15 protein-coding genes and 1 tRNA gene are annotated in these 14,447 nt (G+C 69.4%); 10 read left to right on the forward strand and 6 right to left on the reverse strand.

All coding sequences use genetic code 11. The features are described from left to right. Positions 1-98 precede the first annotated feature (98 nt). Positions 99-188: transfer RNA gene (locus tag HNP48_RS26975), tRNA-Ser, on the forward strand. A 67-nt stretch (positions 189-255) separates the two neighbouring features. On the opposite strand, the gene HNP48_RS26980 is transcribed toward HNP48_RS26975, so the two are convergent. From HNP48_RS26980 to HNP48_RS26990, 3 genes are all read right to left on the reverse strand, one after another. Beyond that, positions 256-567 (reverse strand): hypothetical protein, encoded by a 312-nt coding sequence (locus HNP48_RS26980; RefSeq protein WP_184863020.1) that lies wholly within the window; start codon positions 565-567, stop codon positions 256-258. A gap of 95 nt (positions 568-662) precedes the next feature. Further along, complete coding sequence (locus tag HNP48_RS26985; protein WP_184863022.1) at positions 663-1,073, reverse strand: hypothetical protein; 411 nt, start codon at positions 1,071-1,073, stop codon at positions 663-665. A gap of 202 nt (positions 1,074-1,275) precedes the next feature. Then, positions 1,276-2,259 carry a GlxA family transcriptional regulator gene (locus tag HNP48_RS26990; protein ID WP_184863024.1) on the reverse strand — a complete coding sequence of 328 codons (984 nt, stop codon included), beginning with the start codon at positions 2,257-2,259 and terminating at the stop codon, positions 1,276-1,278. Positions 2,260-2,352: 93 nt separating this feature from the next. Between HNP48_RS26990 and HNP48_RS26995 the strand changes: the two genes are divergently transcribed. The 3 genes from HNP48_RS26995 (at position 2,353) to HNP48_RS27005 (ending at position 4,479) form a co-directional block, all read left to right on the forward strand. Then, complete coding sequence (locus HNP48_RS26995) at positions 2,353-2,829, forward strand: tautomerase (protein ID WP_184863025.1); 477 nt, start codon at positions 2,353-2,355, stop codon at positions 2,827-2,829. A 14-nt stretch (positions 2,830-2,843) separates the two neighbouring features. Then, a complete protein-coding gene (locus tag HNP48_RS27000) occupies positions 2,844-3,647 on the forward strand; it encodes a dienelactone hydrolase family protein (RefSeq protein ID WP_260420402.1) in 804 nt (267 codons plus the stop codon). Between the two features lie 193 nt (positions 3,648-3,840). Next, positions 3,841-4,479, forward strand: a complete 639-nt coding sequence (locus tag HNP48_RS27005; RefSeq protein ID WP_184863029.1) for a hypothetical protein — start codon at positions 3,841-3,843, stop codon at positions 4,477-4,479. Between the two features lie 189 nt (positions 4,480-4,668). Here HNP48_RS27005 and HNP48_RS27010 read toward each other — a convergent pair whose 3' ends face one another. Both HNP48_RS27010 and HNP48_RS27015 read right to left on the reverse strand, forming a co-directional pair. Continuing rightward, entirely contained in the window at positions 4,669-5,634 is a 966-nt protein-coding gene (locus HNP48_RS27010; RefSeq protein ID WP_184863031.1) for a cation diffusion facilitator family transporter, read from the reverse strand. Positions 5,635-5,664: 30 nt separating this feature from the next. After that, positions 5,665-7,083 carry a PLP-dependent aminotransferase family protein gene (locus HNP48_RS27015; RefSeq protein WP_184863033.1) on the reverse strand — a complete coding sequence of 473 codons (1,419 nt, stop codon included), beginning with the start codon at positions 7,081-7,083 and terminating at the stop codon, positions 5,665-5,667. Positions 7,084-7,228: 145 nt separating this feature from the next. On the opposite strand from HNP48_RS27015, the gene HNP48_RS27020 reads away from it, so the two are divergent. From HNP48_RS27020 to HNP48_RS27040, 5 genes are all read left to right on the forward strand, one after another. Then, complete coding sequence (locus HNP48_RS27020) at positions 7,229-8,515, forward strand: hydroxymethylglutaryl-CoA reductase, degradative (RefSeq protein WP_184863035.1); 1,287 nt, start codon at positions 7,229-7,231, stop codon at positions 8,513-8,515. 70 nt (positions 8,516-8,585) lie between these two features. Beyond that, positions 8,586-9,794 (forward strand): ABC transporter substrate-binding protein, encoded by a 1,209-nt coding sequence (locus HNP48_RS27025; protein ID WP_184863037.1) that lies wholly within the window; start codon positions 8,586-8,588, stop codon positions 9,792-9,794. A gap of 37 nt (positions 9,795-9,831) precedes the next feature. Then, entirely contained in the window at positions 9,832-10,749 is a 918-nt protein-coding gene (locus tag HNP48_RS27030) for a branched-chain amino acid ABC transporter permease (protein WP_184863039.1), read from the forward strand. Positions 10,750-10,756: 7 nt separating this feature from the next. Beyond that, on the forward strand, positions 10,757-12,574 hold the full coding sequence (locus HNP48_RS27035) for an ABC transporter permease subunit (protein ID WP_184863041.1): 1,818 nt from the start codon (positions 10,757-10,759) through the stop codon (positions 12,572-12,574). Between the two features lie 7 nt (positions 12,575-12,581). Then, positions 12,582-13,292 carry an ABC transporter ATP-binding protein gene (locus HNP48_RS27040; protein ID WP_184863043.1) on the forward strand — a complete coding sequence of 237 codons (711 nt, stop codon included), beginning with the start codon at positions 12,582-12,584 and terminating at the stop codon, positions 13,290-13,292. A gap of 1 nt (position 13,293) precedes the next feature. Here the strand turns inward: HNP48_RS27040 and HNP48_RS27045 are convergent, their stop codons facing one another. Continuing rightward, positions 13,294-13,920 (reverse strand): LysE/ArgO family amino acid transporter, encoded by a 627-nt coding sequence (locus HNP48_RS27045; protein ID WP_184863045.1) that lies wholly within the window; start codon positions 13,918-13,920, stop codon positions 13,294-13,296. Positions 13,921-14,121: 201 nt separating this feature from the next. Here HNP48_RS27045 and HNP48_RS27050 point away from each other — a divergent pair, with 201 nt between their 5' ends. Next, positions 14,122-14,439 carry a hypothetical protein gene (locus tag HNP48_RS27050; protein ID WP_184863047.1) on the forward strand — a complete coding sequence of 106 codons (318 nt, stop codon included), beginning with the start codon at positions 14,122-14,124 and terminating at the stop codon, positions 14,437-14,439. Positions 14,440-14,447 lie beyond the last annotated feature (8 nt).

A 14,447-nucleotide genomic window follows, 5' to 3' on the forward strand; every position in this document is an offset into this window, starting at 1 on the left:
GGGCAAGCAGGCGCGGCGCCACGGGTAAAACGGCCATGGCGGACACGCAATTGCAATCCGCCAAAAAAGCCTGCTATAATCGCAGGCTTCGACACACAGGAGAGGTGGCAGAGTGGTCGAATGTACCTGACTCGAAATCAGGCGTAGTGGCAACACTACCGTGGGTTCGAATCCCACCCTCTCCGCCACTGACAGAGCCCCGTTGCTATTGATGAAATAGCACGGGGCTTTTTCTTTTTCCGGGATCGATGGGGTTCAGCGCCGGGGGGCAGAGCGGTTTCGGTACCGCTGCGCGGCAAGCCGGTGGTCGCCATGCACATGGTCCCGGAACAGCTGCCAGATGCTCCACACCCACAGCAGCAGGCTGGCCAGGAACAGCGCGAGGCCCGGCCCGTAGACCAGGGCCTCGGAAGCCGATGTAAAGCGCAGGGTGCGCGCCGTGTCCAGCACGATGATCCACAGCCATCCGAGCACAAAGGCCAGTGCACCGGCGCCGATGGTGGCCAGTGCACGCCACGGGCCCAGCGCATGCGCCAAGCGATCCCTGTCGAACAGTGCCCATGCCAATTGACGGTCTCCTTGCTGGCATCTTAGTCCCGGCTCCAACCCAGACCACGGGGCCTGTGTCGGAGCGGCGCCGCGCTGCAGCAGGTGATGGGCCGTCAGGCTGCGGGGTTCTTCTTGGCGGTCCAGGTGCCCGAGGACGCGGCGCGGGTCCAGGTTCCGCTGCCGGCGGGCGGCTTGAGCGAGCCCTTGATCTGCACGTTCTGGGCGCTTGCTGGCGTCAATTGGCCTTGGCTGTCGATGTCGCCGCCCGTGCCAAAGGTGACGGCCTGGCTGCGCGAGCGGCACAGGCCCGTGAAGGTGCCGGTGGCGGCCGATGCGGAGGGCATGGCGATGTCCACATTGCACAGCAGGGTGTCATCGCTCGCATCGAGGGTGAACACCCAGCCCCCTGCATATTGAAGAAGCGGATTCTCTGGCGGCGCGTCGTCGCCGCCCCCGCATCCTGCCAGGCCCATGGCCATGGCCAGGGCCAGGGCGGTCGTCGCTATCCCTACTGCTTTTCTCATTGCACTCCCTCGGTGGGTGGTTTTTGTTGGTGGACGCCGATCCTAGTCGGGCGGCGAGAGGTAACCAGGCGGTAACTCTTGCCCAGTTGCATCCATGTGTAGACCGGTCGAGGGTGGCCGGCATGCGCGGAGTTGCCTGAATCGGGTCCTGGCTGCCGCAGCCCTGGCGGCGCAACGGGCGGGCGGGTGCGGGCGGGGCGGCTCAGGCTGCAGTCGCTACCGAAGGCCGGTAACGGCTCGGGGTGGCACCGGCGGTTTTCCTCATCATGCGCCGCAGTGCCGTTGCGTCCTGGTAGCCGACTGCCTCGGCCACCTGCTCCACGCCCATGCGGCTGGTTTCGAGCAGCGTGCGTGCGCGCTGCCAGCGCACGCTCTGCACCAGTGCCAGCGTGCCCTTGCCGGTGGCCTTGTGCACGTGGCGCGACAGCGTGCGCTCGCTCATGCAGAACTCCTGCGCCAGCGCCGCAACCGTGGGCGGGTGCGGCAGGGCCGCCTCCACCCGGGCCGCCAGGCGTGCCACCAGTGCATCGCCGCTGGCCAGCGCCTGCGGCACGATGAACGGGGCCTGGGCTTGGCGCGCGTCCAGCAGCAGCATGCGCGAGACCGCCTGCGCCAGGGCCGGGCCGCAGCGCTCGCGCAGCAGGTGCAGCACCAGGTCGGTCTGCGCGAAGGCGGCGCCGGCCGTGGTCACCGGCCCGTCGGTGCAGACCATGCGGTCGGCGTCCACCGTGCAGTGGGGCTCCATGCGCTGCAGCAGGGGAGCCAGCCACCAGGTGGTGGTGGCGCGGCGGCCGGCCAGCAGGCCTGCGGCCTGCAGCAAGAACACCGCCGAACACGATGCCGCCACCTGCCCGCCCGCGCGGGCATGCCGGGCCAGGGCGCGCGCCAGGGCCACGGCGTCGGCGTGCGCCAGGCGCTCGTGGAGCCGCCCGGGCGTGTCCATGCCCATGCCGGGCAGCAGCCAGATGGAGCGGTCGCCGCCGTGCCGCGCGGGCAGGCGCGTGGTCTGCACCGCCATGCCGCCCTGCAGGCGAACCAGGCCTCCGGCGATGGAGCAGGTGCGCCAGCGCGGCGCTGCGGCCCCGGCATGCCCGGCCAGCGCGCCGGCGGCGGCAAGCATGTCCTGCGTGGCCGCCACGCTGCTGGCATAGGCCCCTTCGGGCACCAGAACGGTGAAATCGTGCATGTCGGATATCGCCTTGAAACTGTCGGAACAGACACTCCTATTGTGGCGGCCGCGGGCGTCCAATGCCAGCTTTCCACCTCAACAGGAGCGCATGTGCCCAACATCCTCGTGAAGATCCCGAAAGGGTCGTTCCCCGGCGAACACCGCCGTCTGCTGGCCCGCGGCATCACCGCCGCAGCCACCGCCGCCGAACAAATGCCGCCCGACGACCCTGCTGCCCAGGCCTTGTGCTGGGTGCTGGTGGAGGAGGTCGATGCCGGCCTGTGGACCTGTGGCGGCGCCGACACCACCGCCCTTCTGCTGCCCTGCCTGGCCATCGTGCACGTGCCGCAGGGCGTGCTGGACGAGGGCGCCCGGGGCCGCTACGCACAGCAGATGCACCAGGCCTTCGTGCAGGCCATGCCGGCGGACGATGCGCGACGGCTGGCCACTTCCACCCTGGTGCAGGAGGTGCCCGATGGCCACTGGGGCGCCAACGGCCGCCTGTGGCACCTGGCGGACTTCACCCGCGCCGCGGGCTACGCGCACCTGCAGCACCTGCTGGCGCCAGGCGCCCCGGCGGCCGCGTGATGCCGTGCCGCCGCATGGACCAGGACGACGCCCTGGAGGATTTCGACCGGCGCGAGGTCACGCTCGCGGGCGTGGCGCGCACGGTGTACCAGGCAGGCTGCGGCCCGGCCGTGGTGGTGATGGCCGAGATGCCCGGCATCAGCCCGCAGGTGGCGCGCTTTGCGCGCTGGGTGCGCGCTGCCGGCTTCACGGTGTTCATGCCCTCGCTGTTCGGCCGCGACGGCGCGGTGCCGGCGGTCGACGAGGGCATCGCTGTGTTCCGGCGCACCTGCATCAGCGCCGAGTTCAGGGCCTTGGCCGGGCAGGGTGACACCCCGGTGGTGCGGTGGCTGCGCGCGCTGGCGCAGCTGGCGCATGCGCAATGCGGTGGGCGGGGCGTCGGCGCCATCGGCATGTGCTTCACGGGCAGCTTCGCGCTGTCGATGGTGTTGGAGCCTGCGGTGATCGCCCCCGTGGTGTGCCAGCCCTCGCTGCCGCTGAACGACCCGGCCGGCACCGGCATGGGTGCTGCCGAACTGGCGGCGGTGCGCCAGCGCCTGGAGCAGGGCGGGCTGACCGCGCTGGCCTACCGCTTCGAGGGCGACCGGCACTGCCGGGCCGAGCGATTCGCGGCGTTCTCCGAGGCCCTGGGTCCGCGCTTCGTCGCCCGTGTGCTGCCCGACAGCGCGGCCAACCCGGAGACGGCGCCCTTCTTCGAGCACGTGGTGGCCAGTCCGCACAGTGTGGTGACTGCGCATCTCATCGACAGCGCAGGCCAGCCGACGGCGGCAGCGCGCGACGAGATTCTGGCCTTCTTCCGCCAGAAGCTCGTGGCGTGACATTGTCCTGGCCCCGGGCCGGGGCATCACCCGTTTGTAGTGTGGTGGAAACAGGCCAAAAGCGGTAGGCTGCCAGGTTTGCGCTTGGATTCCGAGCGTCGCCTCTTGCCCGCACGAAGCGTTCAACGGCCTTGTGCAAGAATTCGCGCGTACCTGCCCTTTCCATTCATTTCATGCCACAAAGGATGTGCCAATGATCTCCCTCCGCAATTCTGCCCTCGCACTGGCCGTCGCCATGGCGGGCCTGGCTGCTGCGCCCGCACACGCGGCCGACCCTGCCGTGTTCGATGCGGCCACGGGCCGCCTGCGCTTTCCCATCCTGCAGATCGACGGCAACCTGAAGTTCCGCGATGTGGTGATCCAACTGGTGTCGCCCGGCCAACTGCGGCTCAACGATACCAGCGTGGGGACCGAGATCAGCTTCACCTCGGCGGGCAATGTGCTGCGCATTCCGCAACTGAACTTCGGCGGCACCCTCTACCCTGCCGTCAGCCTGACCGGCCCCGGCTTTTCGCTGGTGAGTTTCGGTGATGTCGTGATCGATGCAGGCACCCCCAGCAACTACACCCTGGACATCCGCGTGACGGCGCAGGGCACGCCCGTGCCCCTGATCACCATCAACAACATGCCCAAGCCCGGCAACCAGGCCGCGTTCTGCAGCGATCCGGCGCTGCAGCAGACGGTGCTGGAAAACGCCGGCGCTGCGCAGGCCACCTGGACCATGTCGACCTGCACCTTCAGCGGCAACACCGGCCGCATGACGGGCACGCTGACCATCACCACCCCGGTGGCGGCTGCGATTCCCATCGTTGCGAACTTCACGTACCGCTGACCGATCGGTTCTTGCCTTTCAGTTCTTCATAGCGCGGTGCGCCACCCGCGATGCATGAAACTGGCGCGGCACAAGCCAGTGCCCCCGTGCAAGGGCCGCCCCGCCGCACTGGGGGCGTCCCCCTCCCGGCTCGCGCAGCGAGGCGAGAGAGAGGGGGAAGGCGCGAAGCGACTCAGGGGGTGTTTCACTTCAATGCGCGGGGGCCTCGATGTGGCCCGGCGCATCCACCTGCACCGTGGCATGGCCGATGCCATGCGCGCGGCGCAGGTAGCCGGCCACCTGGGCCGGCAGGGCCAGCGGGTCGGTGCCCGGTGCGGGCGCCACATGCACGGTGGCCACCGTGCTCTCGTCCGTCAGGGTCCAGGCATGGAAGTGGCCCACCTCGGCCACGCCGGGCAGGGCGCGGATGCCGGCCTCGGCAGCCGCCAGGTCCAGCCCCTTGGGCGCGGCTTGCAGCAGCACCACCAGCGCATCCGACACCAGCCCCCAGGCCGAGCGCACCACGAGCACGGCGACCAGCACCGAGAGCAGCGGGTCCAGCACCGTCCAGCCCGTGGCCATGATGCCGATGGCCGCCGCGATGGCGCCCACCGAGCCAAGCAGATCCCCCACCACATGCAGCAGGGCGCCGCGCAGGTTGCCGTCGTTGCGCTCGCCACGCATGAGAATCCAGGCGCCCACCAGGTTCACCAGCAGCCCGATGGCTGCCACGATGAGCATGGGCCCGGCCAACACCTCCGAGGGGGCGCGAAAGCGCTGCACCGCCTCCCAGGCGATCCAGGCCACGAGCAACAGCAGCGAGGCCCCGTTGGCCAGCGCCGCGAGCACGCGCACGCGGTGAAAGCCGTAGGTGCGCTTCAGATCCGGCGGGCGCCGCGCCACGCGGTAGGCAATCAGCGCCAGCAGCAGGGCCGCCGCGTCGGAGACCATGTGCCCCGCATCGGCGATCAGCGCCAGCGAGCCTGACAGCGCGCCGCCGACGGCCTGTACGGCGGCATAGCCCGCCGTCATCCCAAAGACCAGGCGGATGCGCCGTTCGTTGGCGGCCGTGACCGAGGGGGCATGGCTGTGCTCGCCGCCTGGCGCATGGCTGTGGCCGTGGTCCCCATGGTGGTGGGGCTCGCCGGGTGCGTGGGCATGTGGGTGTTCGTGCATGGCGCATTCTGGCCCAGGCGGGGCGCGTCTTCAGGTCCGCCCGCCCGCCTCCGCCGCCTGCACCAGCGCCTTGCGCAGGGCCTTGGCGAAGCGCGGGTCGGTCACCGCGCCCACGTTGAAGCGCGACCAGCGCGAGGTCGCGGCAAAGTCCACCGAGAAGATGCGCCCTGGCGCCATGACGATCTGGCGCGGCAGCATCTGCTGCGCGAAGGCCAGCGAGTCCTGCACGCCGGGCAGGGCCACCCACTGGTAGAGCGACTGCGGGTTGCGCGTGAAGACCTCGGCGCCCACGGCATCGAAGATCTGCGTCGCGCTCTGCGTGGCGGCAGCCAGGCGGTCGCGCAGGCGCTGGATGTGGCGCTGGTAGTGGCCCTCGCTCAGGATCACGTCCACGGTGCGCTCGGCGTACTCCGAGCTGCTCACATGGATCAGCGCCTTGAGGTCGGCAATGTCGCTGGCCAGGTCGGCCCCGCAGGCGATATACCCCACGCGCAGCGCGGCCGAGAAGGACTTGGAGAAGCTGCCGATGTAGATCGTGCGCTCGAGCTGGTCCAGCGCGGACAGGCGCGGCGCGCCGGTGGGCTTGAAGTCGGCCAGCGGGTCGTTCTCCACGATCATCAGGTCGTACTTCTGCGCCAGCTGCAGCACGCGGAAGGCCTTGGCGGCCGTGAGGTCCGAGCCTGTGGGGTTGTGCGCGACGGACTGGGTGAAGAACAGCCGCGGTTTGTGCACGATGAGCAATTGCTCCAGCGCCTCCAGGTCCGGCCCATCGGCCAGCCGTGGCACGCCCACGATGTGCGCGCCCGCCAGCTTGAGCTTGCCGAACAGCGGGTAGTAGCCCGGGTCGTCCACCAGCACTGGCGCCCCGGGCGGCACGAAGTAGCGGATCACCGTGTCCATGGCCTCGTTGGCCCCGTGGGTGAGCACGATCTGCCGCGGCTCGGTGCCTATGCCCAGGTCCGCCAGCTTGCGCACCAGGTGGTGGCGCAGTGGCTCGTAGCCAAAGCGGTTGCCATAGCGGAACAGGGCACCCAGGCCGGTGCGCACCACCTTGTGGTGGAACTTGTCCAGGCGCACATCGGCCAGCCATTCCACGGGCGGAAAGCCGTCGCCCACGGCCAGCGCGCCGGGCTCGGACTTGAGCTGCTCGCGCATCAACCACACGATGTCCATCGCGCGGCCCAGCGAGCCGGCTTCTTCCTCCTTGGGCGCGGCCTGGGGTTGGGCGCGCACGAAGTAGCCCGAACCGCGGCGCGGTTCGATCAGGCCGCGCGCCACGAGCATCTCGAAGGCGGCAACGATGGTGTTCTTGGCATAGCCGTGCAACTGCGCCAGCTCGCGCAGCGAGGGCAGCTTGTCGCCCGCCTGGTAGGCGCCGTCGCGGATCTGCCGGTCGATGGAATCGGCCAGGGTGAGGGTCAGCGAGGCGGTCTTGGGCGCGGCTTTCATGCAGGTTCCACAACGGGTTGATCCACTATGACACAGACCATGTGTACCTGGACAGTGGCCGCAACTGTCCCTGAAAACTGTACCCATTGATACTGGTACAGATGGCCTAGAGTCCACTCCATCACATCCCGAGGACATCTCCAACATGGTCGCCGACTCCCGACTCCCCAACTTCCGCGCACTCAGCCCCGCCCAGCGCTTCGACCATGTGGTGCAGGCCGCCGGGCTCACCGCCGATGAGGCCGCGCTGCTGGCCGGGCCCGGTGGCGCCCTGGGCGTGGAGCGGGCCAACGGCATGATCGAGAACGTCATCGGCACCTTCGAGCTGCCCTTTGCGGTGGCCGGCAACTTCCAGGTCAACGGCCGCGAGGTGCTGGTGCCCATGGTGGTGGAAGAGCCCTCGGTAGTGGCCGCCGCGTCCTACATGGCCAAGCTGGCGCGCGAGTGCGGGGGCTTCCAGGCGTCGAGCACCGGGCCGCTGATGCGCGCCCAGGTGCAGGTGATCGGCATCGCCGACCCGCATGGCGCGCGCCAGGCCCTGCTGCTGCAGCGCGAGGCCATCCTGGCCGTGGCCAACAGCCGCGACAAGGTGCTGATCGGCCTGGGCGGGGGGTGCCGCGATATCGAGGTGCATGTCTTCGACGATGCGCCGCGCGGCGCCATGGTGGTCATGCACCTCATCGTGGACGTGCGCGACGCCATGGGCGCCAACACCGTCAACACCATGGCCGAGGCCGTCTCACCGCTGGTGGAGCAGATCACCGGTGGCACGGTGCGCCTGCGCATTTTGTCCAACCTGGCCGACCTGCGCCTGGCCCGGGCGCGCGTGCGCCTGACACCCGAGGTCATGGCCACGGCCGAGCACAGCGGCGAGCGCATCATCGACGGCATCATCGACGCCTGCACCTTCGCGGTGATCGACCCCTACCGCGCAGCCACGCACAACAAGGGCATCATGAACGGCATCGACCCCGTCATCGTCGCCACCGGCAACGACTGGCGCGCGGTGGAGGCTGGAGCCCACGCCTACGCCTGCCGCGGCGGGCGCTACACCTCGCTGACACGCTGGGAGAAGGACGCCAGCGGCGCCCTGGTCGGCAGTATCGAGATGCCCATGCCCGTGGGCCTGGTGGGCGGCGCCACCAAGACCCACCCGCTGGCGCGCCTGGCCTTGCGTATCCTCGGCGTGCAGTCGGCGCAGGAGCTGGGCGAGGCGGCCGTGGCCGTGGGCCTGGCACAGAACCTGGGCGCCCTGCGTGCGCTCTCCACCGAAGGCATTCAGCGCGGCCACATGGCCTTGCACGCCCGCAACATTGCGCTGGTGGCCGGTGCCACCGGGGACGAGATCGACCGCATTGCCAAAAGCATGGCGCAGGAGCACGACGTGCGCGTGGACCGTGCGCTGGCCCTGCTCGCAGAGATCCGCGGCTGAACAAGGCCCGGCCGGGCAGGCCTGCCAAGGACCGCCCTTTTTCATGAACGACAACGACAGGAGACAAGACATGAAGCTGAACCACCGCATCCCCTCCCTGGTCCGGCCGCTGATCGCGGCTGCGGCGCTGGCGCTCGGCCTGTCCGCGGCCCAGGCGCAGGACATCCGCTTCGGCTTCAATGCCGACCAGTCGGGCACCGGCGCGGCCGAGCTGGGCGTGGCCGCGCGCCACGGCTTCGACCTGGCCATCGAGGACATCAACAAGGCCGGCGGCCTGCTCGGCCGCAAGGTCGTGGGCATCGTGCGCGACGACACCGGCCAGCCCCCGAAGTCCATCCAGAACATGACCGAACTGATCGACAGCGAGAAGGTGGCGGCCGTGGTCGGACCCACCAACTCGGGCAACGCCCTGGCCTGGCTGCACATTCCGCAGCAGAAGAAGGTGCCCGTGATCGTGCCCGTGGCCACGGCCACCGACATCACCAAGCGCTACGCCAACGAGGCGCAGAACTACATCTACCGCGTCTCCATGGTCGACCGCGAGCAGGTGGCGCTGCTCATCGCCTATGCGATCAAGGCCACCAGGAACCAGAAGATCGCCTTCATCGCCGACTCCACGGGCTTTGGCCAGCAGGGCGTGAAGGACCTGACCGAAGTGCTGGCCCTGCATGGCGCCAAGGCCGTGGCGGTGGAAAAGTTCGGCCCCAAGGACACGGACATGACCTCGCAGCTGGCCAAGATCCGCGATGCCGGGGCCGACACGCTCATCGTCTACGGCCTGGCCGACGCCAACGCCCAACTGCTGCGCAGCATGGAAAAGATCAACTACCTGCCCACCACCCTGGGCACCTGGGGCAACATGAGCACGCCGCTGCTCAACACGGCCGGCAAGAAGCTGGCCGAGCACATCATCTTCGCCACCTCCACGGCCGAAGACAGCAACCCCCGCGCCGTGGCGCTGGCCGCGCGCGTGCGCGAGCGCTACCCGCAACTGCCGACCTTCGTGGCGGCCGCGCAGTCCTACGACTCGGTGATGCTGCTGGCCGCTGCCGTGAAGAAGGCCGGAAGCACCGATGGCGACAAGCTCGCCGCCACGCTGGAGAACGGCCTGCCCGACACCCAGGGCGTGGTCAAGCTCTACCAGAAACCCTTTGCCAAGGGCGACCATGAGGCCCTGTCGGTGGCCGACTTCCACCTGGCGCGCTGGCGCGATGGCAAGGTGGCGGCTTATGAAGACGCCATCACCAAGGCGCTGGCGCCGGCCGACTACAAGAAGTGATGCGCGCCCAGCGCGCCACAGCGGAGCCCCACAGCCCATGACCAATGTCCTGCAAGCCTTGCTGAGCGGCCTGGCCCTCGGTGGAATCTATGCGCTCGTCGCCCTGGGTTTCAGCATCACCCACACGACCACCAAGACGCTCAACTTCGGCCAGGGCGAGTTCCTGGTCGCGGGCTCCTTCATCGCAGTGGCCACCCTGCTGCTGCTTTCGGGCAAGGGGCACACGGGCGTGCTGGCCGCGGCCGACGTGAGCTTTGCGCGCTATGGCCTGGCGCTCGTGGTGTCGCTCGCGCTGCTGGCGCTGCTTGGCGTGGTGCTGTACTTCACGGCGGTGCGGCCCTTCGTGGGCGCCACCGGCATGGCCTGGGTCATGAGCACCATCGGCTTCGGCATCATCGTGCAGAACACCGCGCTGGCCATCTGGGGCCCGGGTTCCATGGCCATGCCCTCGCCGCTGGGCGACGAAGTGATCCGCATCGCGGGGGCCGGCATCCGTGCGCAGGAGATCCTGGTGCTTGGCGTCACGGCCGTGGTCATGCTGGCGCTGGACTACGTGCTGCGCCGCACCAAGATCGGCAAGGCCGTGCGTGCAGTGGCGGTGAACAAGCAGGCCGCCGCCCTCATGGGCATCAACGTGGGGGCCATGGTGGTGCTGGCGTTTGTCATCTCTTCCAGCCTGGCGGGGCTGGCCGGCCTGCTGATCGCGCCCATCACCACGGCCTCGGTCTTCATGGGGCTGGCCATTGCCCTCAAGGCGTTTTCGTCGGCCATCGTGGGCGGGCTCACCAACCCGCGCGGCTGCATCGCCGGGGGCTTCTTGCTGGGCTGCATCGAGGCGCTGGTGGGCCTGTGGCGTGCCGAGCTGCGCGAGATCACGGTCTTTGCGCTCATCATCCTGGTGCTGGTGGTCAAGCCCGAAGGGCTGTTCGGCCAAAAGCCTTTCGAGAAGGTGTGAGCACAGCATGCGCACCCATACCCTGGCGTTCATCGCAGCCGCTGCGGCGGCCTTGCTGGTCCCCCTGGCGATCGGCAACGATTTCCACCTCAAGATCATCTTCACGGCTGGCATGTACTACCTGGCCGCAGCCGGCCTGAACGTGCTGGTGGGCTGGAGCGGGCAGAAGTCGCTCGGCCATGCCGGCCTGTTCGCCGCCGGTGCCTACACGGCGGCCCTGCTCACAGCCCAGGCGGGCTGGAATCCGTGGCTCGCGCTGGTGGCTGCAGCCGTGGTGGCCGGGCTCTTCGGCGTGCTGATCGCGCTGCCTTCGCTGCGCGTCAAGGGGCCGTCGCTGGCCATGGTGACCATCGGCTTCGGCATCGTGGTCGAGAAGATCGTGACCGAATGGCAGGTGCCCTTTGGCGGCCAGCAAGGCATCTACGGCATCGTTCCGCCCTCCATCGGCGGGCGCATGCTGGACATGCGCGGCTGGGCCTGGCTGGTGCTGGCCTTCGCGTTGGCCACCCACTTGATGCTGCGCACCCTGCTGGGCGGCAAGTACGGCCGCGCCTTCCAGGCCGTGCAGGCGGCCGAGGTGGCGGCCGAGAGCGTGGGCATCGACGTCTACCGCACCAAGGTGCTGGCCTTCGTCATCAGCGCCGTGACCTGCGGCGTGGCCGGGGCCCTGGTGGCGCAGCAGAACCAGTACATCAATTCGGACTTCATCAGCTTCAACCTGTCGATCTTTCTGCTGCTCATCGTGCTGTTTGGCGGGCCCTCGGTGATGGGGCCGGCCGTGGGCGCCATCGCGCTCACGCTGCTCGATGCGTTCCTCGCGCGCTGGCCTGGCCTGCAGCATTTCACCTACGGGGCACTGCTGCTGTTTGCCTTGTACGCCATGCCGCAAGGCCTCGCCGGGGCCCTGCAGCGGCTCGGGCGGCGCCTCTGGCCGCGGCTGCACCAGGCGCAGCCATTGCCGGTTGTGCAGGGGGAATGGCAGCCCCGCCAGGCACCGGGTGCCGAGGCCGGGGGGGTGATGCTCAGCGCCCAAGGCCTCTACAAGGCCTATGGTGGGGTGGTGCCGACCAACGAGGTCAGCCTGTCGCTGCGCGCGGGCCATGTGCATGCGCTGATCGGCCCCAACGGCGCCGGCAAGACCACGCTGCTCAACATCCTGTCGGGCATCGTGGCGCCGGACCGGGGGAGCATCGAGTTCGCAGGCCAGGGCATCGCCCGCGTGCGTGCCAGCCAGATCTGCCGGCTGGGCATAGGCCGCACCTTTCAGAACCTGCGGCTGTTTGCGCACATGAGCGTGCTCGACAATGTGCTGGCCGGCCTGCACCCGCACCTGCGTGTGGGCTTCTGGGCCAGCCTGCTCGGCCTGCCGTCGGCGCGCCGCGAGGAGCGCCAGGCGCGCGAGGAGGCGGTGCGCCTGTTGCAGTTCGTGGGCATGCTGGACCGGGCCCACGACGAGGCCGGCAGCCTGCCCTATGGCCTGCAGCGCCGGCTGGAGCTGGCGCGGGCGCTGGCCACGCAGCCGCGCCTGCTGCTGCTCGACGAGCCGGCCGCGGGCCTGAACCCGCAGGAGACGCAGGCGCTGACGGAGCTGATCCGGCGCATCGGCGCCAAGGGCATCACCGTGCTGCTGATCGAGCACCACATGGACCTGGTGATGGCCGTGTCCGACCATGTGGTGGTGCTCGACTACGGCGCCAAGATCGCCGAAGGCGCGCCCGCCGCCATGCAGCGGGACCCCAAGGTCATTGCCGCCTACCTGGGCGTGGATGACGAGGAGGAAGACGGCGCCGCAGCCACACCAGCCCCTGCCCATGCCCTTGCCTGAGATGCCCATGCTCCAGATCGAACAGCTCGCCGTGAACTACGGCGCCATCCAGGCTCTCAAGGGCGTGAGCCTCACGGTGGCGGCCGGAGAGGTCGTCACCCTCATTGGCGGCAACGGGGCCGGCAAGAGCACGCTGATGAAGGCCATCTCGGGGCTCGAGCCCTGTGCCGGCGGGCGCATCGCCTTCGACGGCCAGGACCTGGCGCGCACGCCGGCGCACCGGCGCGTGGCCCTGGGCATTGCCCAGTCGCCCGAGGGGCGCCAGGTGTTCCCGGACCAGAGCGTGCGCGACAACCTGCTGCTGGGCGCCTACCTGCGGCCCGCGGGCGATGCGTCCATCGCCGCGGACCTGGAGGAGCAGTTCACCACCTTCCCGCGCCTGCGCGAGCGCCAGCACCAGATGGCCGGCACGCTCAGCGGTGGCGAGCAGCAGATGCTGGCCATCGGCCGCGCGCTCATGGCGCGCCCGCGCCTGCTGCTGCTCGACGAGCCTTCGCTGGGCCTGGCCCCGCTGATCGTCAAGGAGATCTTTGCGGTGATCCGCACGCTCAAGCAGCGCGGCATGACCATCCTGCTGGTGGAGCAGATGGCCAACCAGGCGCTCAAGGTGGCCGACCGGGCCTATGTGCTCAAGACCGGTGAGATCGCCTCGTCGGGCCCGGCGCAGGCACTGCTGGAAGACCCGGCCGTGCGCGAGGCCTACCTGGGCAAGCACTGAATCAGGGGCTTGCGGCCTGCCATTGGGCCCAGGCCAGGTAGGCCGCCATGCCCAGCATGGCCAGGGCCACGCCCGCATCGAGCAGGCGCATGGTGCGTGGCGAGGCCATGTGGCGCCGCACGCGGCCGGCGCCCGCCACCAGGGCGCAGAACCACAGCAGCGATGCGGCCACGGCGCCGGTGGCAAAACCCGCGCGGGCACCCGGGGCCAGCGCCGCCCCAACGGTGCCGATGACGAGGACCGTGTCCATCCAGGCGGCCGGGTTCAGCAAGGAGTTCAGCAGCAAGGGCCGCAGGCCGGTAGACAGCGCCGGCGCGGGGCCCGGGTGCGGCGCACTGGAGGGGCTCAAGGCATTGCGCAGGGCCTTTGCGCCATGCACCAGCAGCAGGCCGATGCCCAGCCACAGGGCCGCAGCCTGCCAGCTCGGGGCCTGGCTCAGTGCGGCCGACAGGCCCAGGATGCCCAGAGCGATCAGGGCAGCGTCGCTGCCCACGCCGATGCCGATGAGCAGCATCGAGGGCCGGCCCGCCAGGGCCTCGCGCAGGATGAGAACGTCCTTGGGGCCGGGGCACAGAAAGACGCCGAGGCCCAGAATGAATCCCTGCAGCAGGGAGGAGAGGTCGAACATGGAGCATGCCGACAACCTCTCAAGCTGAACCGGTACCGATGGTGTGCCGCCATCATAGGGGATCTCGGGCCTGGGGCTCCTGCGGCCTCAGTGGTGCCCGTCCTACAGGCCTTCGGGCGCTGCGGGAGGCGGCGCATCCCCTGCGCGAAAATACGATGGGGCCAGACACAACAGACCTCGCAGTCGAAAGGAAAGGCTCCCATGAAAAGTTGGTACAAACTGTCGCTGGGCAACGATGCCCAGGCTTTCGAGCCCACCCAGCGCATCCAGCAGATGTTCATGTCGCAGTTTCTGATCTCGCCTGCCGGATCGAAGCGTGCCCTTTTCTCGTGCTATGACAAGCAGGCCGACAAGCTGTGGCTGTTCTTCTCGCCCGCCGCGCAGGACATCGCGCTGCGCGTGTACGCCCAACCCTGCGATCCGCCCACGGCGCTCGACTGCATCGGGCTGCTGGCGGGCGAGGGCGATGCGCTTTCGGACCCCGTGCACGAAGCGGAAGCCGAGGTCGCCACGGTTTGACGGGCCGG

Source organism: Acidovorax soli, assembly GCF_014207955.1.
Classification (GTDB): domain Bacteria; phylum Pseudomonadota; class Gammaproteobacteria; order Burkholderiales; family Burkholderiaceae_C; genus Acidovorax; species Acidovorax soli_A.

What these genes read in the sequence shown, in the direction of transcription:
- HNP48_RS26985 (WP_184863022.1), bottom strand. Translation starts at nt 1,073, where the DNA reads ATGAGAAAAGCAGTAGGGATAGCGACGACCGCCCTGGCCCTGGCCATG.
- HNP48_RS26990 (WP_184863024.1), bottom strand. Translation starts at nt 2,259, where the DNA reads ATGCACGATTTCACCGTTCTGGTGCCCGAAGGGGCCTATGCCAGCAGC.
- HNP48_RS27000 (WP_260420402.1), top strand. Translation starts at nt 2,844, where the DNA reads ATGGACCAGGACGACGCCCTGGAGGATTTCGACCGGCGCGAGGTCACG.
- HNP48_RS27005 (WP_184863029.1), top strand. Translation starts at nt 3,841, where the DNA reads ATGATCTCCCTCCGCAATTCTGCCCTCGCACTGGCCGTCGCCATGGCG.
- HNP48_RS27010 (WP_184863031.1), bottom strand. Translation starts at nt 5,634, where the DNA reads ATGCACGAACACCCACATGCCCACGCACCCGGCGAGCCCCACCACCAT.
- HNP48_RS27015 (WP_184863033.1), bottom strand. Translation starts at nt 7,083, where the DNA reads ATGAAAGCCGCGCCCAAGACCGCCTCGCTGACCCTCACCCTGGCCGAT.
- HNP48_RS27020 (WP_184863035.1), top strand. Translation starts at nt 7,229, where the DNA reads ATGGTCGCCGACTCCCGACTCCCCAACTTCCGCGCACTCAGCCCCGCC.
- HNP48_RS27025 (WP_184863037.1), top strand. Translation starts at nt 8,586, where the DNA reads ATGAAGCTGAACCACCGCATCCCCTCCCTGGTCCGGCCGCTGATCGCG.
- HNP48_RS27030 (WP_184863039.1), top strand. Translation starts at nt 9,832, where the DNA reads ATGACCAATGTCCTGCAAGCCTTGCTGAGCGGCCTGGCCCTCGGTGGA.
- HNP48_RS27035 (WP_184863041.1), top strand. Translation starts at nt 10,757, where the DNA reads ATGCGCACCCATACCCTGGCGTTCATCGCAGCCGCTGCGGCGGCCTTG.
- HNP48_RS27040 (WP_184863043.1), top strand. Translation starts at nt 12,582, where the DNA reads ATGCTCCAGATCGAACAGCTCGCCGTGAACTACGGCGCCATCCAGGCT.
- HNP48_RS27045 (WP_184863045.1), bottom strand. Translation starts at nt 13,920, where the DNA reads ATGTTCGACCTCTCCTCCCTGCTGCAGGGATTCATTCTGGGCCTCGGC.
- HNP48_RS27050 (WP_184863047.1), top strand. Translation starts at nt 14,122, where the DNA reads ATGAAAAGTTGGTACAAACTGTCGCTGGGCAACGATGCCCAGGCTTTC.